Source organism: Streptomyces sp. CBMA29, from assembly GCF_014596445.1.
In the GTDB taxonomy this organism is placed as follows: domain Bacteria; phylum Actinomycetota; class Actinomycetes; order Streptomycetales; family Streptomycetaceae; genus Actinacidiphila.
Genome location: NZ_MECL01000060.1, coordinates 24,096 through 42,496, shown reverse-complemented (window position 1 = coordinate 42,496; position 18,401 = coordinate 24,096). Strand labels below are relative to the sequence as shown.

Here is an 18,401-nt window from a genome sequence, read left to right as displayed (position 1 = left end):
GGCCGGGCGGTGAGCGTGGAGAACGCGGGCACCCCGCCAGACGAGCCGCACGACTCGGATCCGGGTGCCGCCCCGGAGCCGGACGGCGTCGATCCCGCCGACCCTCCGACCGCACCGGACGCCGCGGACGGACCCGACCCCGTGGACGCGCCGGATCCGGCCGATTCCGTTGACGGCTCGGGCGCGTCAGATCCGGCCGACCCAGCTGGTCCCTCGGGTCCGGTCGATCCTTCGGACCCGGCCGATCCCGAGGAGCAGGGAGAGGCCGGAGAGCAGGGAGAGCAGGGAGAGCAGGGAGAGCCGGGCGAGGCGGGCGAGCACCCGCTGGCGCTGCGCCTGGAGCAGCTCATCCTCGGCGCGCCACGCCGCTACACCCCCTTCCAGGCCGCCCGCACCGCGGGCGTCTCCATGGACCTGGCCTCCCGCTTCTGGCGGGCCATGGGCTTCGCCGACATCGGCCAGGCGCGCGCGCTCACCGAGGCGGACGTCCTCGCCCTGCGGCGGCTGGCCGGTCTGGTCGAGGCGGGGCTGCTCAGCGAGTCAATGGCCATCCAGGTCGCCCGTTCCACCGGCCAGACCACGGCCCGGCTCGCCGACTGGCAGACCGACTCCTTCCTCGAAGGTCTCACCGAGCCGCCCGAGCCGGGGATGACCCGCGCGGAAGTCGCGTACCCGCTGGTCGAACTCCTCCTGCCGGAACTGGAGGAGTTCCTCATCTACGTCTGGCGCCGCCAGGTCGCCGCCGCCACCAGCCGGGTCGTGCAGTCCGACGACGAGGAGGCCGTCGACCGTCGGCTGGCCGTCGGCTTCGCCGACCTCGTCGGCTTCACCCGGCTCACCCGGCGCCTGGAGGAGGAGGAACTGGGCGAGCTGGTCGAGGCGTTCGAGACCACGGCCGCCGACCAGGTCGCCGCGTACGGCGGACGGCTGATCAAGACCCTCGGCGACGAAGTCCTCTTCGTCGCCGACGACCCCGGCACCGCCGCCGAGATCGGCATACGCCTCATCGAGACCATGACCGGCGACGACTCCATGCCCGCCCTGCGCGTCGGCATGGCCTTCGGCACCGTCACCACCCGCATGGGCGACGTCTTCGGCACCACCGTGAACCTCGCCTCCCGGCTCACCTCGATAGCGCCGCGCGACGCCGTCCTCGTCGACGGCGACTTCGCCGAGGCGCTGGGCGAGGCCGGTGACGCACCGCTGTCGGAGGCGGACGTGGACGCCGCCGAGGCGGAGAAGTACCGCTTCGCCCTCCAGCCGATGTGGCGCCGCCCCGTGCGCGGCCTCGGTGTCGTCGAACCCTGGCTGCTGTCCCGCCGGGACTGAGGTCCGCTCCGCCCCGACCGCGCCACGGGCGCGTGCTCCGGCCTGCCCGCGCCTCGCGTACCTGACGCCGTATCCCGCCTCCGCCGGGTCCCCTGGCATCCCCGCCCGGTTCATGTGGCGTGCCCTCTTGCCCACTGCGTTGGTTCCTTAGTACAGTAGGGAACCACCAGAGCAATGGAGGAATGATGTCACTCCTGGAAGAGGGCGGGCCGATCTTCGCCCAGATCGCGGCCGAGCTGGCGAATCAGATCGCCGACGGGACGGTGGGCGAGGGCGAACGCGTCGCGTCGAGCAACGAGCTCGCGGTCTTCTACCGGGTCAACCCGGCCACCGCGGCCCGCGCGCTCACCGCCCTGTCGGACGAGGAACTGGTGGAGAAGCGGCGCGGCGTCGGCATGTTCGTCGCGCAGGGCGCGCGCGAGCGGCTCGTGCTGGGCCGACGGCGGCGCTTCGCGGACCGGTACGTACGGCCGCTGGCGGTCGAGGCGGCGCGGCTCGGGATCGGGCAGGACGAACTGCTCGGCCTGGTACGCGACGAGCTGGCCTCGGTCGCGGTGACGTCGCAGGCGGCGGGCGCCACCGCGCCGAAGCCGAACCCCACGCCGTCCGCCGGGACACCGTCCGCCAGGGCCGCCACGGCCGCCGCCACGACCACGGCGGCGACGGTCGGGGGCGACACATGAGCCCCGTCGTCTCGCTGACCGGCGTCGGACGCGGCTTCCGCGACCACCAGGCGCTCACCGACGTCAGCTTCGCGCTGGACACGCCGTGCATCGCCGGACTGGTGGGCCGCAACGGCGCGGGGAAGACGACGTTACTGCGCATCCTCGCGGGCCAGGAATTCGCCACCGCCGGGACCGTGCACGCCTTTGGCGCCCCGCCGTTGGAGAACGACGCGGTGCTGCGCCGGATGATCCTCGTCCGCGAGGACCAGACGTACCCCGAGCTGAGGGTGCGGCACGCCATCGCGGCGGCCTCGCTGTTCTACCCGAACTGGGACCAGGAGCTGGCGGACACCCTGCTCGACGCGTACGAGCTGCCGCCGGCCCGGCCGATCAGGAAGCTCTCGCGCGGGATGCGGACCGCTCTCGGCATCACCGTCGGGCTGGCCGTCCGCGCCGAAGTGACCCTGTTCGACGAGCCGTACGCGGGCCTCGACGCGGTCGCCCGCTCGCTCTTCTACGACCACCTCCTCGCCGACTACGCCGCCCACCCCCGGTGCATCGTGCTCTCGACCCACCTCGTCGACGAGGCCGCCGAGCTGCTCGACCGCGTCCTGGTCCTCGACCGGGGCCGACTGGTCCTCGACGCGCCGACGGACGAACTGCGCGGCACCGCCACGACCGTCACCGGCCCCGCCACCGCCGTCGACCGGTTCATCGCCACCCGCGCGACGGTGAGCCGCCGCTCCATGGGCGCGCAGACCAGAGCGGTGATGGTCGGCCGCCTCGACGGGCGCGACCGCGAACTGGCCGAACACCTGCGCCTGCGGCTGGAGGAGTGCACCCTCCAACAGCTCGCGGTCCACGCGGCCGAGCGCCACGGCGAGCCCGGCGCCGGGCCCCACGACCCGTCCGGCCTCACGACTGCGAGGGCATCCTGATGCGTCCCACCCCGGTTCTCTCCGTCGTCCGCTATCTGCTCCTGGACCGCTTCACCTACCTCGTCCTGCCCTGGGAGTGGGCCGCCTTCGGCTTCGTCCTGGACGTGGTGATCCTGCGGCTCACCCCGGTGGCACACGCCGACCACCGCTGGGTCGGCGGCCTGGCCGCGGCCCTCCTCGTGATGTTCGCCGTGGGCCTCCAGACCGTCGCCCGCGCGCTGCCGTTCGCCCTCGCCCTCGGCGTCAGCAGACGCACCTACCTGCGCGGCGTCACCGCCCTGGCCGGGGCCCTCGCCGTGACCTTCGGGCTGGTCGTCGCGGTCGGCCAGATACTCGAACGCGCTACCGGCGGCTGGGGCATGCGCATGGCCTACTTCCGCGTCCCGTTCCTGCTGGACGGCGCCTGGTACGTCTCGTGGCTCACCGCCGCCGTCGCCTTCTTCCTGCTGTTCGTCTACGGGATGTGGTACGGCCTGGTCTTCCGCCGCGCCGGGCTTCCCGGCGCCACGGCCTTCGGCGGGGCGCAGCTCGGGGTGCTGGCCCTGGTCGCGATCGTCGCCACCTGGGCGCACGGCTGGAAGGGCATAGGCCACTTCTTCGCCGGGCTCACCGCCCTGGGGGTCACCGGAGTCCTCGCGGCCGTCGTCGCGGTGCTGCTGGCCGGGGGATTCGCGACCGTCCACCGTATGGCCGTGTGACCGTATGGATCCGAGGTGGCGCGAGCGCCGTCCGGCTGTGTGCGACGGTGCCGTCCCCCGCGGGGAGGGGGATGGCAGGATGGGAGTTCACGGTCGTTAACCGGAGGGCGGGCGAATGGAAGCGCAGGGGACGGCGGAACGGCGGTTCGGGGAGTGGGTGGCGGTCCGCCGGCACGGCGAGCGTGTCGCGGAACTGGTGCTCGACCGGCCGAAGGCGATGAACGCCGTCTCCACGGAGATGGCCGTCGCGATCGGCGACGCCTGCGCGGCGCTGGCGGCCGACCCCGGCGTCAGCGTCACGGTCCTGACGTCCACCCACGACAAGGCGTTCTGTGTCGGCGCCGACCTCAAGGAGCGCAACGCGTTCACGGACGCCGACCTCGTACGCCAGCGCCCGCACACCAGGGCCGCGTACACCGGTGTGCTGGAGCTGCCGATGCCCGCCGTAGCGGCGGTGCACGGCTACGCGCTCGGCGGCGGCTTCGAGCTGGCGCTCGCCTGTGACGTGATCGTGGCCGACGCGACGGCCGTCGTCGGCCTTCCCGAGGTCTCGGTCGGCGTCATCCCGGGCGGCGGCGGCACCCAACTGCTGCCCCGCAGGGTCGGCGCGGCTCGCGCCGCGGAACTGGTCTTCACCGCCCGCCGCGTACCGGCCGCCGAAGCGCTCGCCCTCGGGCTGGTCGACCAGCTCGCGGACGGGAACGACGCCCGCGCCGAGGCGCTGGCGCTGGCCGACCGGATCGCCGTGAATTCGCCGGTCGGCCTGCGCTCCGCCAAACGCGCGCTGCGCCTGGGCCAGGGCCTCGACCTGCGCGCCGGGCTGGAGATCGAGGACGCCGCCTGGCGCGCCACCGCCTTCTCCGCCGACCGTGCGGAAGGCGTGGCCGCCTTCAACGACAAGCGGCCCCCGCGGTGGCCCGGCGTGTGATCTCCGCGCGCGGCCACTGTGCGTAGTCGCCAGCGGCGGGCCGCAGCGCCGAACGGGCTCCGTTCGGCGCAGCCAGCGCTCCAAACCGGACAAATCTCCCTAGCCTGGACAGATGGTGGACGGGACGGCCGATCTCCGGCTTCGAGCGGTCGTCGAGCTGGCACAGGCACTGGCGACCGAGCAGACGCCGCTGGCCGCGGTACGGGCCGGGGCGCGGCGGGCGCGGCTCGCGATGGACGCGTCCTTCGCGGCGATCTCGACGTGGGAGCGGGAGACCGGGCGGCTGCGGGTCCTGGTCAACGACGGGGAGCTGGCGCCCGGCGAGGAGCCGGAGCCGGACGACGAGTCGTATTCGGTGCACGACTTCCCGGAGATCGTGGAGTTCCTGCACGGTGAGTGGGCCCGGGGCGGCGAGCCGCACGCCTGGGTCGAGACCGCCGACGGCACGGGCGCGTCGCCCGGCGGCAGCAGCTGGGGCCGGGCCGCGGCGCTGCGGAGGCGCGGCCGTGGCTCGTGCGTGGTCGCGCCGATCGTGCTGCACGGCAGGGCGTGGGGCGAGCTGTACGTGGCCAGGCGCGCCGGGGTGTCCGGCTTCGACCGCCGGGACGCCGACTTCGCGACGGTGCTCGCCGCCGTCATCGCGTCCGGGATCGCCCAGACCGAACGGCTCGCCGAGGTGCAGCGGCTGGCCTTCACCGACCCGCTGACCGGGCTCGGCAACCGCCGGGCCGTGGACGTACGCCTCGATGAGGCGCTGGAACGGCACCGGGCGGACGGTGCCGTGGTCAGCCTCGTGGTGTGCGACCTCAATGGTCTGAAGAAGGTCAACGACCGACTCGGGCACGCCGTCGGCGACCGGCTGCTGGAACGATTCGGCTCGCTGCTCTCGCTGTGCGGCGCCATGCTTCCCGGCAGCCTGGCCGCCCGTCTGGGCGGTGACGAATTCTGCGTCGTGGCCGTCGGGCAGGAGCCGGACGAGGTGGTCGCGGCGGCCGACGAGCTGTGCGGGCGGGCCGCGCAGCTCGACGTCGGCGAGGGCGTGGCCTGCGGTGTGGCGTCCACCGGCGACCCGATCGGGCCCGTGCGCTCGGCGCGGCGGCTGTTCCGGCTGGCCGACGCGGCGCAGTACCAGGCCAAGGCGCTGCGCGCGGCGCACCCCGTCGTCGCGGGGCGCGCCGGGCCCGAGGACCCCGTCGTCCGGCTCGCCGACTCGCCTCCGGCCCGCGAGGGCGAGCGGCGCCGCATCCGCGGCCACCGTCCTCGGCCGGACGGGCCGGGGGCGGGGCCGGAGAGCGCTGGTCGCAGGGGGGAGTGACAGGGCGGCTTTCAGTGCTTAGGGTGCGTGAATATGAATATGCATAACGTGGTCATCGGTGCGCACGGCGCCCCCGCCGACGACGTACTCGCCGTGGCGCGCGACGGCGCGCGGGTGGAGCTGGCGCCGGAAGCGGTGGCGGGGATCGCCAGGGCGCGTGAGGTGATCGAGGCGCTGGCGGCGAAGCCCGAGCCGGTCTACGGGGTGTCGACGGGCTTCGGGGCGTTGGCGGTACGGCACATCAGCCCGGAACTGCGGGCCCAGTTGCAGCGCAGCCTCGTACGGTCGCACGCGGCGGGGATGGGCCCGGCGGTGGAGCGCGAGGTGGTCCGCGGGCTGATGTTCCTGCGGCTGAAGACGCTGGCCTCGGGCCGTACCGGGGTGCGCCCGGTGGTGGCGGAGACGATGGCGGCCCTGCTGAACGCCGGGATCACGCCCGTCGTCCACGAATACGGCTCGCTCGGCTGCTCGGGCGACCTCGCCCCGCTGGCGCACTGCGCGCAGGTGCTGATGGGCGAGGGCGAGGCGGAGGGCCCGGACGGTACGGTGCGCCCCGCCGCGGAACTCCTGGCGGAGCACGGCATCGAGCCGGTCGTCCTGCGGGAGAAGGAGGGCCTGGCCCTCATCAACGGCACCGACGGCATGCTCGGCATGCTCGTGATGGCCTGCGCCGACCTGGCCCGGCTCTTCACCGCGGCCGACATCACGGCCGCGCTGACCCTGGAGGCCCTGCTCGGCACCGAGAAGGTCCTCGCCCCCGAACTGCACGCGATCCGCCCGCACCCCGGCCAGGCGGCCAGCGCCGAGAACATGCGCCGGGTGCTGGAGGGTTCGGGGCTCACCGGCCACCACCAGGACGACGCGCCGCGCGTACAGGACGCGTACTCCATCCGCTGCGCCCCGCAGGTCGCCGGCGCGGGCCGCGACACCCTCGCGCACGCCCGCCTGGTCGCCGAGCGCGAGCTGGCCGCCGCCGTCGACAATCCGGTGGTCCTGGTCGGGGGTACCTCCCCGGCCGAAGGCTCCGGGGGAGGCCGGGTCGAGTCGAACGGCAACTTCCACGGCGCGCCGGTCGCGTACGTCCTGGACTTCCTCGCCATCGCCGCCGCCGACCTCGGCTCCATCGCGGAGCGCCGCACCGACCGGCTGCTGGACAAGAACCGCTCGCACGGCCTGCCGCCGTTCCTGGCGGACGACCCCGGCCTGGACTCCGGTCTGATGATCGCCCAGTACACGCAGGCCGCGCTGGTCAGCGACATGAAGCGGCTCGCGGTGCCCGCGTCGGTGGACTCGATCCCGTCCTCCGCGATGCAGGAGGACCACGTCTCCATGGGCTGGTCGGCGGCGCGCAAGCTCCGTACGGCGGTCGACAACCTCACCCGGATCATCGCCGTCGAGATGTACGCGGCCACCCGCGCGCTGGAGATCAGGACCACGACGGGCGAGCAGCGCCTGGCGCCCGCTTCGGCCGCGGTCCTGGCAGCGGTACGCGCGGCGGGCGTGCCGGGCGCGGGCCCCGACCGCTTCCTGTCACCGGACCTGGAGGCGGCCTACCGCTTCGTACGGGCCGGGGAGCTGGCGCGCGCGGCGGAGTCGGTCACCGGCCCGCTCGCGTGAATCCGTGAGCGGAACCGGCAGCCGTGTGAGCGACGCCGTCAGAAGCTCTGGCGGGTGCGGCGGCCGGCGTTGACGATCAGCCCCGCGCCCGCCACCAGGAACGCGGCACCGCCGATGAGGTACGGCGTGGTGTCGATGCTGCCGGTGTCGGCGAGGCCGATCTGCTCCGCGGCGGAGCGCGTGGTGGCCGTACCTGGCGTATCTGTCGTACGGGCCGTGCTTGTCGTACTGGTGTGGGCCGCGGTCTTCGTGTGCGCGGAGGCCGCGGCGTCGTCGGGGCTCGCGCTCGCGGACGGGACGAAGAACAGCGCCGCGAGCGCGGCGGCGGCTGCTGCGGCGACATAGGGACGGGGCGAGGTCAACGGATCCCCCAGTTGGTGCGGCGAATTGACCGTAGGGGCAGATGGTAGTGACTTGGTGTGGCTCGTGGGAAGCCACGGCGAAGGCGCTTACGCTCCGTGGCATGAGCACTACTGAGATTCCCCGCGGCGAGAGCGGCCCGCGGTACGTACGCCTCCAGGTGGAACTCGTCCTGGAGGTCTCCGGTCCCGACGAGCTGCGCGGCGCGGCCCTGGACCACATCGGCGCCGACGAGTTCATGCCGCCGCAGGAACGGCTGCACGCCCGCGACGCCGTCGGCAAGGACGAGTCGGAGGCGCTGGCGTACCTCGTCGACCCGGCCGACCTGCTCTCGGCCGTGCCGGGCGTCGACCTCGTCCAGGCGTCGTGGTCGTGCGCGCACACCGAGTACGACCCGGACTCCGACGAGTGGGACCTCGACGAGGAGGACGCGGACGGGGACGACTAGGCGTCGGGGTCCGGGGGGCCGGGGCGGGGGAAGCGGAGCCGGACGCTCCGCGCCGAGCGGCCCGGAGGCGGCGCCCGGAAAGCACCTCCCACCTGCGCGAACGCGCCGCCCCCCGTCCCGTGCGGTCGGACGCGGCCCGCGTGCGTTACCCCACAATTCCGGCACTCGGGGCACGGTTAACGGCGTCGGCCTGTTTTCATGGCATATGGACGAAGCTCGTCATTCACCCGCGAGCGACCCCAGCCCATTGGAGACACGCGTGACGCCGCCCGACAACGCACATGCCCCCGCCAAGCGCTCGCCGTTCACCCGCCGCCGCACACTCGCGGCTGCCGCGGTGCTGATCGGCGGTGCCGTCACGCTGACGGCGTGCGGCGGCGGAGGCGGCGGCGACAAGGCCGCGGGCGGCGACAAGCCGACCAGCTCCGCCAGCTCGTCCCCGTCGGGCGGACAGTCCCCGTCGGCCGCCGCCCAGTCCAAGGAGGACGCCGCGGCGGCGAAGCAGGCGTCCGACGCGAAGATCACCATCACGCCCAAGGACGGCAGCACCGGCGCGAGCATCCACAACGACGCCAAGGTCACCGTGGCCGGTGGCACCCTGACCTCGGTCACGATGACGTCCAAGGCCACCGGCAACAAGATCGCGGGCACCATATCCGCCGACCGCACGAGCTGGACCCCGGACGCCGCGCTGGCCCGCGGCACGCAGTACGCGATATCGGCCGCCGCCACCGACTCCCAGGGCCGTACGGCCGCGGCGAACGGCACCTTCGCGACCGTCTCCGCCTCCAGCAGCTTCATCGGCTATTTCACGCCGGAGGACGGCTCCACCGTCGGCGTCGGCATGCCGGTCTCGATCAACTTCGACAAGGCGATCACCAACCGCGCCGCCGTCGAGGCCGCGGTGTCGGTGACCTCCAGCAGCGGCCAGCGGGTCGAGGGCCACTGGTTCAGCTCCACCCGGCTCGACTTCCGCCCCCAGCAGTACTGGCAGGCGGGCTCGCACGTCTCCCTCAAGCTCACGCTCGACGGCGTCAAGGGCGGCGCGGGCATCTACGGCGTCCAGGACAAGACGGTGAACTTCACCGTCGGCCGCTCCCAGGTCTCCACCGTCGACGCCGCGACCCACCAGATGACCGTCGTCCGCGACGGCAAGGTCCTCAAGACCATCCCGATCTCCGCGGGCGCCCCGGACCACAGCACGTACAACGGCCAGATGGTCATCTCCGAGAAGTACCAGACCACGCGGATGAACGGCGCGACGGTCGGTTTCACCGAGGACGACGGCAAGGGCGAGTACGACATCCCCGACGTCCCGCACGCCATGCGGCTCAGCAACTCCGGGACCTTCATCCACGGCAACTACTGGGGCAGCAAGTCGATCTTCGGCACCGTCAACACCAGCCACGGCTGCATCGGTCTGAGCGACACCAAGGGCGGCAAGGACGGCAGCACCCCGGCCGCCTGGTTCTACAACAACTCCATGGTCGGTGACGTCGTCATCGTCAAGGACTCCGCCGACAAGACGATCCAGCCGGACAACGGGCTCAACGGCTGGAACGTGTCCTGGGCGGCATGGACGGCTCCGCAGGCGTAAGTCCTCTACCGTCCTCTACGCCTCCTGCTGGAGGGCCCAGCCCGCCGGGTCCTCCAGCACCGTGCGTACGGAGCTGTACGCCGCGCCGCGCAGCACCCCGTCACGGCCCAGCCTGGACGTCACCACGTCCTCAGGGCGCCACTGCCGGTCGGTGACGCGGGCCGCCAGCTCCCGCCGGACGCCCGGCAGCAGCCACGGCGCCAGTTCGGCCAGCGGGCCGCCGACCACCACCGCCTGCGGGTCCAGCAGGTTCACCGCGCCGCTCAGCGCGATGCCGAGCGCCGCGCCCGCCTCCTCCAGCGCCTTCAGCGCCGCCGGGTCGCCGTCGGCCGCCGCCGCCCGCAGCGCCGGGCCGCCGCCCGTGCCCACCCCCGCCGCCCGCAGCAGCGCCTCCTCGCCCGCGTACGTCTCCAGGCAGCCGTGCGCGCCGCACGAGCACAAGGGGCCGTCCGGGTGTACCGGTACGTGGCCCAGCTCGCCCGCGAAGCCGCGGGCGCCGCGGAACAGGCGGCCCTCCACGACGAGGGCGGCGCCGATGCCGATCTCCGCGGAGACGTGCACGAAGTCCGCGAGCTTCTCGTGGCCGCCGAGCCACAGTTCGGCGAGCGCGCCGAGATTCGCCTCGTTCTCCACGACCGTGCCCTCGCCGAGGGGGGCCGCGACGGCCACGTCCTCCCAGCCCAGGTTCGGGGCGCGCAGGACCGTGCCGCGGTCCTTTCCGACCAGGCCGGGGACCGCCACTGTCGTGGCGACCGGGCGCAGGCCGCTTCCGGCCGCCTCCCTGGTCACCTTCGCCGTCAACTCGGCCAGTTCCGCCAGCACTTCGGCGGCCGGGCGGCCGCGGTTCGCCGCCTTCGCCTCGGCGTGGCAGCGGACGGTTCCGCGCAGGTCCACCACGCAGGCGGCCAGGTGGTCGACGCCGACCTCGGCGCCGAGGCCGGCGGGGCCGCGCTCGCTCAGGGCCAGGGCGGTGCCTGGGCGGCCGACGGTGCCGGGGCGCTGCGCGCCGCGCTCTTCCACCAGGCCGGCCGCCAGCAGTTCGTCCACCAGCGTCGAGACGGTTGCCCTCGTCAGGCCGACCTCTGCCGCGACGGCGGCGCGCGTGACGTTCTCGCCTGCCGCGAGGGCCCGCATGACCAGTGCCAGGTTGCGGCGCCTCAGGCCCGCCTGCGCGCCCATTCCCTTACCCACGCCGTCCTCCCCATCCCATCCCCCCAAGTATGTGCGGCTCCGCCGCAGACCTGTCTTTTCCCGCCCGCCCACCCGTGCGGGTGTGTTCTCCGTCTGCGGGTGCCGCTTGTGCCTGGTCGGTCCCGGTCCGGGGTACCTCCTCGAAATCCGTAACACCTGGCCCTGCGCATCCGGTGACCTTCTTGTCAACGTATTTCTGCGGGGGCACCCCGGCCCGTCCCCTCCTCGCCCGTCGGCGTCCGCCTGTCCGGTGGGGGTGGCCGGGAGGGGGGGTGGGTGGGTTCGGGTACGTCGGCGGTCGCCTGTCCGCTGTGGCTGAGGGGTGGCGGGGGTGGGTGGGTTTGGGTACGGCGGTGGTCGCCTGTCCGCTGTGGCTGAGGGGGGGAGGGAGTAGGTGGGGGCCGGACCCCTGCGCCACCCGACCCTCCACCCGGGTGGAAGGAGCCCGCCTCTCCGACCAACCGGAAGGGGGCACCGCGCAGGACGGTTCGCCGGAACAATCCCCACCCCCTCCGCCACCCCCGCCGGACAGGCACCCGCCGACGTACCCGAGAGCCCGCCCACCCCCCTCCCCGGCCGCCCCAACCAGCAGCCGGACGCCGAGGTGCCCGAGCCCCCCGCCCCCGCCGGGCAGGCACCCGCCGACGTACCCGAACCCACCCACCCCCCGCCCCCCCCTCAGCCCCCACGGACAGGCGGACGCCGACGTACCCGGAGGGGACGGGCCGGGGTGCCCCCGCAGAAATACGTTGACAGGAACGGCACCGGATACGCAGGGCCAGGTGTTACGGATTTCGAGGAGGTACCCCGGGCCGGGACCGACCAGGCACGGGCGGCACCCGCAGACGGAGAAAGCACTCGCACGGGTGGGCGGGCGGGAAAAAACGGGCGCCGCACCAGGGAGGGGGCGGATTCAGCGGGCGCCCGCCAAGGGGAGGGCGGAGGAGAGGCGCGCGAGGGCAGCGTCATCGCGGGGAAGGGGCGGGTGGAGAGCCCCGGCGGCGGTACCCCAGCGGAGCGCGATGGCCGAGGGAGCCTCCTTGGTGAGAAGAGCGGCGGCCTGCGCGGCAGCGCCCAGGGCGACCAACTCCGCCGCGCGCGGCACCTGAACGGCCCGCCCCGAAAGACGGCGAACGGTGTCGAGCCAGGCCGTGCCCCGGGCGCCGCCGCCGATGAGGAGAAGGGGCTGGTCGGAGGGGGCGGAGTCCACGGCGAGTACCTGGTCGAGGGCGGAGAGAAGCGCGAAGACGGCCCCGTCGTAGGCGGCCTGGAGCACCTGTCCGGCGGACGTGTCGTGGCGCAGGCCGGTCAGCAGCCCCGAGGCGTAGGGCAGGTTGGGCGTGCGCTCACCGTCGAGGAAGGGCAGGAAGGCGACGGAGCCGCCGGGCTCCACCTCCTCCCGGTCGAGCCGCAGGAGCGCGGCCACCTTGTCGACGGCCAGCGTGCAGTTGAGGGTGCAGGCGAGGGGGAGCCACCCCCCGTCGGCGGCGGCGAACCCCGCCACGGTCCCGGACGCGTCGGTGGGCCGCCGCCGCGAAACGGCGTAGACCGTACCGGAGGTACCGAGGCTGAGGACGGCGCGTCCGGGCCCGAGGCCGAGGCCCAGCGCGGCGGCGGCGTTGTCACCGGTGCCGGAGGCGACGAGGGCGCCGGGCCGCAGGGACAGACCGGCGGAGGCGGAGACGGCGCCCGCCTCCTCGCCGGGCCCGAGGACCGTCGGCAGCAGCGCGGGGTCGAGCCCGATCTCGGCGAGCAGCCCGTCGTCGTAGGTCTCGGTGCCCGAGGCCCACCAGCCGGTGCCGGAGACGTCACCGCGGTCGGTGACGGCGGCGCCGCCGAGGCGTTCGGTGAGGAAGTCGTGGGGGAGCCGTACGGCCGCTGCTGCTGCCGCGACCTCGGGCTCGTGCTCGGTGAGCCACGCCCACTTGGCGGCGGTGAAGCTGGCCGCGGGCACGGAGCCGAAGCGCTCGGCCCACCACTGCGCGCCGTGCCGTTCGACGAGCGCGGCGGCCTGCGGCGCGGACCGTACGTCGTTCCACAGCAGCGCGGGCCGCAGCGGGCGCCCGGCGGCGTCGAGGACGACCAGCCCGTGCTGCTGCCCGCCGACCGATATCCCCTCGGCGCGCGCCGCGTACTCCCCGGTCTGCCCGATCGCGTCGCGCAGCGCCGTCCACCACACCTCGGGGTCGGTCTCGCGTCCGGCCCCCGAGCTGACCGTGTGCGGCGCCTGCCCACTGGCCAGGACGGCGCCGCTGTCCACGTCGACGGCCAGCACTTTCGTGGACTGCGTGGAGCTGTCCACCCCGAGTACGACCCGTCCCGTCCCTGCTTTCGACCCCATGCGATTCCCGATCCCTTCGCGAGCGCCACTTCCCATCGCTGGCCTCGCATACTAATTTGTTTAACAGTCTGACGAATAGGAGCCAGTCGCAATGACTTCCGAGAGTCTTACCCCGGCCCCCGAGCACAAGTTCACCTTCGGCCTGTGGACCGTCGGCTGGCAGGGCCGCGACCCGTTCGGCGACGCCACCCGCGCCCCGCTGGACCCGGTCGAGTCCGTCAACCGGCTCTCCGAGCTGGGCGCGTACGGCGTCACCTTCCACGACGACGATCTGATCCCGTTCGGCTCGACGGACGCGGAGCGCGACGCGCTGGTCAAGCGGTTCCGGCAGGCGCTGGACACCACCGGGATGACCACCCCGATGCTGACCACGAACCTCTTCACGCACCCCGTCTTCAAGGACGGCGCCTTCACCGCCAACGACCGCGACGTCCGCCGCTTCGCGCTGCGCAAGACCCTCCGCAACATCGACCTCGCCGCCGAGCTGGGCGCGGAGACGTATGTGGCGTGGGGCGGCCGGGAGGGCGCGGAGTCCGGCGGGGCCAAGGACGTACGGCTGGCGCTCGACCGGATGAAGGAGGCGTTCGACCTGCTCGGCGAGTACGTCACCGAGCAGGGCTACAACCTGCGGTTCGCGGTCGAGCCGAAGCCGAACGAGCCGCGCGGCGACATCCTGCTGCCGACCGTCGGCCACGCGCTGGCCTTCATCAACTCGCTGGAGCGCCCCGACATCGTGGGCGTCAACCCCGAGGTCGGCCACGAGCAGATGGCCGGGCTCAACTTCCCGCACGGCATCGCCCAGGCGCTGTGGCACGGCAAGCTCTTCCACATCGACCTCAACGGCCAGACCGGCATCAAGTACGACCAGGACCTCCGCTTCGGCGCGGGCGACCTGCGCTCCGCCTTCTGGCTGGTCGACCTGCTGGAGACCGCCGGATACCAGGGGCCGCGCCACTTCGACTTCAAGCCGCCGCGTACCGAGGACTACGACGGGGTGTGGGCGTCGGCCGCGGGCTGCATGCGCAACTACCTGATCCTCAAGGAGCGCGCCGCCGCCTTCCGCGCCGACCCCGAGGTGCAGGCCGCGCTGCGCGCCTCGCGCCTGGACGAGCTGGCCCTCCCGACGCTCGGCGAGCAGGACACGCTGGGCGGAAGGCTGGCCGGACTGCTCGCCGACCGAAGCGCGTACGAGGACTTCGACGTCGAGGCGGCGGCCGAGCGCGGCATGGCGTTCGAAGCGCTCGACCAGCTCGCCATGGACCACCTGCTGGGTGTCCGCTGACCGCAGGCGACCACCGCCCTGGCCGGCGGCGGTCGGGAAGGGGACGCTGACGCCGCGCGAGCGCACGGCCGCCTGAGCCGGGCGCTCCGCGGGCCCCGCGCCCCCGGGGCCCGTACGAATGGCTCCCGCCGCCTCCCCGCCGCCGGTCGATCCGTCCGGCGGCGGAGAGGCGGCGCCGCGTTGTCGGTGCCCGGTGCCAGGCTGGACCGGAAACGGGCCGCACGCCCAAGAGCCGGGCCGACCCGCCCGGCCGCCCACCGTGCCGCCCGGCCCGCCGCGACCAGGGGAGACCGATGTCGGAGCCGACCGCGCCACTGCGTACGACCTTCACCGCCGTCGTCCTCGACGCGCCCGACGCGACGGCGCTCGCCGACTTCTACCGGCGGCTGCTCGGCTGGGAGGTCACCGCGCGGGAGCCCGACTGGGTCAAGCTCAACCCGCCCGGCGGCGGCACGGGCCTGTCCTTCCAGACCGAGCCCCTCTACACCCCGCCGACCTGGCCCTCCGCCCCCGCCGCCCAGCAGATGATGCTGCATCTCGACTTCGAGGTCACCGACCTCGCGGCGGGCACCGCCACCGCCCTGGCCTGCGGCGCCGCCCTGGCCGCGTACCAGCCGCAGGACGACACGCGGATCTTCCTCGACCCGGCCGGTCACCCCTTCTGCCTCTGGGTGCGCACCGAGGTCTGAGCCCCGCCGGGACCGAGGTCGCGGAGCCTCAGAATCCGGGCCTGGCCCGGATTCGCCGACCTCGGCGGGAATCTCTTCGAGAAGACCCCGAATCCGCGCGTGAGGTCTTCGGATCAGTGGTGTCTTAACGATGTCAGGGCCCATGAGGCCGCCACACGCACCGTAGGGTCGGCGTATTCGTACGATCCACCGTCGTGCGATCCGCGTCCGTGGATCCGCGCGACCCGGCCGGTGCACTGCGTACACCTGGAGATCCGGTTATGACCACGACGAAGGCCGAAGCGCCGGTTTCGGCCCAGCGCACCAGCACGGACCGCAACGACGACGGCGGCAAGGGGCAGGGCCTGGAGAAGCGAGCCGGAGACGCCTTCCGCGTGCCCGCCGAGCGCGGCCGTACGTCCATCGCCAATTCCGTCGTGGAGAAGATCGCGGGCATGGCGGCACGCGAGGTGCTCGGCGTCCACGACTTCGGCGGCAGCCTCGCCCGCAGCATGGGCGCCATCCGCGACCGCGTCCCCGGCGGCCGTCCCAACGTGACCCGCGGCGTCAAGGTCGAGGTCGGCGAGCGGCAGACGGCCGTGGACCTGGAGCTGGTCGTCGAGTACGGCGTCGCCATCACCGATGTGTCCGCCGACGTACGGGAGAACGTGATCTCCGCCGTCGAGCGCATGACCGGGCTCGAGGTCGTCGAGGTCAACGTCTCGATCGTGGACGTGCACCTGCCCGACGAGGACGACGAGACCCCCACCGAGGGACGAGTGCAGTAGCCGTTCTCCGGGAGCGCCGGGGCTGTCCCACCCCGGCGCCCCCGCACGCCGCTGCCGCTCGCCCGAACCCGGTGCCGTACGGCACACCCCCGTGGACCGCGATCACCTGTTGGACGGACGACGTTGACCTGCTTGTACGTGCCTCTGCTCGCCGCCGAGGACCCGGTGCGGTGCCGTGTCCGGTGAGGCGTCCGACGGGGCGCCGTCGCATGTGCCCCCGCCCGAGCCGGAGTTGCCGGTGTCCGGACGGGAGTCGCTGTTGTCCGGCCGGGAGTTGCCGGTGTCCGGCCGGGAGGAAGACCTGCTGGTCGCTCGCGCGAGCGAGGGCGACGACGAGGCATTCGAGATCCTGGTACGGCGGCACAGCGGCGAACTGCTGCGCCTGGCGCGCCGGTTGCTCGGCAACGACGCCGAGGCGGAGGACGCGGTGCAGGACGCGTATGTCAGCGCGTGGCGACGGCTCCCGGAGTTCCGCAGGAACGCGGCCTTCGGCACGTGGATGTACCGCATCGTGACGAACCGCTGCCTGAACGTCCTCAGGGGCCGCCGCCCCACCCAGCCACTGGACTCGATCCTCGAACCCGCCGCGCCCGAGTACCAGTCCTCGCCCGTCCGCGCCGCGGAGTCCGCCGCGTCGGCCGAGGCGCTGCACCGCGCGCTGGCCGGGCTCACCCCCGAGCAGCGCGCCTGCTGGGTGCTGCGCGAATTCCACGGCCTGTCGTACGACGAGATCGCCGCCGCCGTGGGGATCGGCGAACCGGCCGTCCGGGGACGGATCTTCCGCGCCCGCCGCTATCTGACGGAGGCGATGGACACATGGCGCTAGACGACGAACTCCTGGCCTGCGACGCCTCGTTGGCCGATCTGTGGGAGAGCGGCGAGCCCGCCCCCGGCCACGAGGACTGCCCGCACTGCCGGGACTCGCTCGCCGAACTGGCCCAGCTCGACCAGGCCGTGCACCAGGCGCTGGCGGTACGTGACCTGCCCGCGCCCGATCTGGCCGCCCGCGTGATGGACCTGGTGCGGACCGAACTGCGGCCCGGCCGCCTCGTACCGCTCGGCGACCCCGCGGCCGACGACTGGATCACCGAGACCGCCGCCGCCCGGCTCTTCCGGCAGGCCGCGGACGCGGTTCCCGGTGTCGTGGCCGGGAGTTGCCGGATCACCGCGGCCCGCGAGCCCGCGCGCTACGTCCTGCCGGGCCTGCCGCTGCCGCGCGTGCCGCTGCGGGTCCGCATCGAGGTGGCCATCGGCCTGCGCCGTACCGTCCCCGGGGCCGCCGCGGCCGTCCGCGAACGCGTCATGAACGCGGCGCACGCGGTGATCGGCCTGGACGTCGCCGTGGTGGACGTGTCGGTGGTGGACGTCCTGGACGACGACGACGAGGCGGCGGCCGGCCGCCCGCTCAACGACGCGACCTCTGGGGAGGGCTGACCCGATGAACCCGCTGACCCGCACACCGGAAGAGCGCGAGACCGCGACCGCCGCGGCCGCCGCCGCGGTCGACGTCCCCGGCGTCGCCTACCTCAGCCCGCGCCTGACCGACCGCCTGCGCTCGCGTACCGCCCCCGGTGTCACCGTGCGGTGGCGGACCGACCCCGCGCAGTGCGCGGTCACCGTCTCGCTGGCCGTGCGCACCGGCTACCAGGCGGCCCGGGTCGCCCAGCACGTGCGGAAGGCGGTCGTCGAGGCGGTCTACGCGACGTATCCGCAGACGCTGACCACGCCGGTCACGGTGTCGGTGACGGTCACCGCGATCGTCTGAGACCGCCGGTCCTTGGCTGGTACGTCCACGCGCGTGATTTCCGTCCGCCGACGGTGTCCAAGGGTGCGGACCCTTCGAGATTCGAGAGAGGACATCGACCGCCATGGACGCCACGGCTCCCTTCACCTGTCCGACCGCGCTGGACGACGACGGGATACTCACCTTCCGGCCGTGCGGTGAAATCGACCTCGAAGCCCGCCCGGCCCTGACCCAGGCCCAACTGGCGCTGCGCCCCGGCCTGCGCGGCGTCCACCTCGACTTCGACGCCGTCCCCTTCATGGACACGACGGCGCTGCGCTTCCTGAGCAGCCTGCACGCCCGCTGCACCGCCTTCGCGCTCCCGCTCCACATCACGGGCCTGCACCCCCAGCACCGCCGCATGCTCTCCCTGTCCGACTACCGCCTCCCCACCTCCCCGACCTCCCCCACAACAACCGCCTGACCCTCCGGGGGCGCCGCGGATTTCGGCAA

19 protein-coding genes are annotated in these 18,401 nt (G+C 73.6%); 16 read left to right on the top strand and 3 right to left on the bottom strand.

Annotation, left to right across the window (positions count from 1 at the left end; genetic code table 11):
• Positions 1 to 9: 9 nt before the first annotated feature.
• The 7 genes from BGM09_RS08825 (at position 10) to hutH (ending at position 7,490) form a co-directional block, all read left to right on the top strand.
• The gene (locus tag BGM09_RS08825; protein ID WP_411158280.1) at positions 10 to 1,329 is read left to right on the top strand and encodes an adenylate/guanylate cyclase domain-containing protein; all 1,320 of its coding nucleotides are present in this window, start codon (positions 10 to 12) and stop codon (positions 1,327 to 1,329) included.
• 185 nt (positions 1,330 to 1,514) lie between these two features.
• Positions 1,515 to 2,012: a GntR family transcriptional regulator gene (locus BGM09_RS08820; protein ID WP_188280907.1), complete on the top strand. Its 498-nt coding sequence runs from the start codon at positions 1,515 to 1,517 to the stop codon at positions 2,010 to 2,012.
• Entirely contained in the window at positions 2,009 to 2,932 is a 924-nt protein-coding gene (locus BGM09_RS08815) for an ABC transporter ATP-binding protein (RefSeq protein WP_188280906.1), read from the top strand. Before BGM09_RS08820 ends, BGM09_RS08815 begins: the two co-directional genes overlap by 4 nt.
• The gene (locus tag BGM09_RS08810; RefSeq protein ID WP_188280905.1) at positions 2,932 to 3,630 is read left to right on the top strand and encodes an ABC transporter permease; all 699 of its coding nucleotides are present in this window, start codon (positions 2,932 to 2,934) and stop codon (positions 3,628 to 3,630) included. Before BGM09_RS08815 ends, BGM09_RS08810 begins: the two co-directional genes overlap by 1 nt.
• Before the next feature lie 115 nt (positions 3,631 to 3,745).
• Positions 3,746 to 4,558 (top strand): enoyl-CoA hydratase/isomerase family protein, encoded by an 813-nt coding sequence (locus BGM09_RS08805; protein WP_188280904.1) that lies wholly within the window; start codon positions 3,746 to 3,748, stop codon positions 4,556 to 4,558.
• 112 nt (positions 4,559 to 4,670) lie between these two features.
• A complete protein-coding gene (locus tag BGM09_RS08800) occupies positions 4,671 to 5,873 on the top strand; it encodes a diguanylate cyclase domain-containing protein (RefSeq protein WP_188280903.1) in 1,203 nt (400 codons plus the stop codon).
• Between the two features lie 33 nt (positions 5,874 to 5,906).
• Positions 5,907 to 7,490, top strand: a complete 1,584-nt coding sequence (hutH, locus tag BGM09_RS08795; protein WP_188280902.1) for a histidine ammonia-lyase — start codon at positions 5,907 to 5,909, stop codon at positions 7,488 to 7,490.
• 38 nt (positions 7,491 to 7,528) lie between these two features.
• On the opposite strand, the gene BGM09_RS08790 is transcribed toward hutH, so the two are convergent.
• Positions 7,529 to 7,852: an LAETG motif-containing sortase-dependent surface protein gene (locus BGM09_RS08790; protein WP_188280901.1), complete on the bottom strand. Its 324-nt coding sequence runs from the start codon at positions 7,850 to 7,852 to the stop codon at positions 7,529 to 7,531.
• A gap of 101 nt (positions 7,853 to 7,953) precedes the next feature.
• Between BGM09_RS08790 and BGM09_RS08785 the strand changes: the two genes are divergently transcribed.
• Complete coding sequence (locus tag BGM09_RS08785; RefSeq protein ID WP_188280900.1) at positions 7,954 to 8,298, top strand: hypothetical protein; 345 nt, start codon at positions 7,954 to 7,956, stop codon at positions 8,296 to 8,298.
• Between the two features lie 259 nt (positions 8,299 to 8,557).
• On the top strand, positions 8,558 to 9,895 hold the full coding sequence (locus BGM09_RS08780; protein WP_317452598.1) for an Ig-like domain-containing protein: 1,338 nt from the start codon (positions 8,558 to 8,560) through the stop codon (positions 9,893 to 9,895).
• A gap of 15 nt (positions 9,896 to 9,910) precedes the next feature.
• On the opposite strand, the gene BGM09_RS08775 is transcribed toward BGM09_RS08780, so the two are convergent.
• Positions 9,911 to 11,029 (bottom strand): ROK family transcriptional regulator, encoded by a 1,119-nt coding sequence (locus tag BGM09_RS08775; protein WP_188280922.1) that lies wholly within the window; start codon positions 11,027 to 11,029, stop codon positions 9,911 to 9,913.
• A 970-nt stretch (positions 11,030 to 11,999) separates the two neighbouring features.
• A complete protein-coding gene (gene xylB, locus BGM09_RS08770; RefSeq protein ID WP_188280898.1) occupies positions 12,000 to 13,427 on the bottom strand; it encodes a xylulokinase in 1,428 nt (475 codons plus the stop codon).
• 91 nt (positions 13,428 to 13,518) lie between these two features.
• Here xylB and xylA point away from each other — a divergent pair, with 91 nt between their 5' ends.
• The 7 genes from xylA (at position 13,519) to BGM09_RS08735 (ending at position 18,372) form a co-directional block, all read left to right on the top strand.
• Positions 13,519 to 14,709: a xylose isomerase gene (gene xylA, locus BGM09_RS08765; RefSeq protein ID WP_188280897.1), complete on the top strand. Its 1,191-nt coding sequence runs from the start codon at positions 13,519 to 13,521 to the stop codon at positions 14,707 to 14,709.
• Between the two features lie 293 nt (positions 14,710 to 15,002).
• Positions 15,003 to 15,398, top strand: coding sequence for a VOC family protein (locus BGM09_RS08760; protein ID WP_188280896.1), 396 nt, complete (start codon positions 15,003 to 15,005; stop codon positions 15,396 to 15,398).
• Between the two features lie 260 nt (positions 15,399 to 15,658).
• Positions 15,659 to 16,165, top strand: coding sequence for an Asp23/Gls24 family envelope stress response protein (locus BGM09_RS08755; RefSeq protein WP_188280895.1), 507 nt, complete (start codon positions 15,659 to 15,661; stop codon positions 16,163 to 16,165).
• 259 nt (positions 16,166 to 16,424) lie between these two features.
• On the top strand, positions 16,425 to 16,991 hold the full coding sequence (locus BGM09_RS08750) for an RNA polymerase sigma factor (protein ID WP_223186534.1): 567 nt from the start codon (positions 16,425 to 16,427) through the stop codon (positions 16,989 to 16,991).
• On the top strand, positions 16,982 to 17,599 hold the full coding sequence (locus tag BGM09_RS08745; RefSeq protein WP_188280894.1) for a hypothetical protein: 618 nt from the start codon (positions 16,982 to 16,984) through the stop codon (positions 17,597 to 17,599). The genes BGM09_RS08750 and BGM09_RS08745 overlap by 10 nt, the downstream gene beginning before the upstream one ends.
• 4 nt (positions 17,600 to 17,603) lie before the next feature.
• A complete protein-coding gene (locus BGM09_RS08740; protein ID WP_188280893.1) occupies positions 17,604 to 17,930 on the top strand; it encodes an Asp23/Gls24 family envelope stress response protein in 327 nt (108 codons plus the stop codon).
• A 103-nt stretch (positions 17,931 to 18,033) separates the two neighbouring features.
• The gene (locus BGM09_RS08735) at positions 18,034 to 18,372 is read left to right on the top strand and encodes an STAS domain-containing protein (protein ID WP_188280892.1); all 339 of its coding nucleotides are present in this window, start codon (positions 18,034 to 18,036) and stop codon (positions 18,370 to 18,372) included.
• Positions 18,373 to 18,401: the final 29 nt, after the last annotated feature.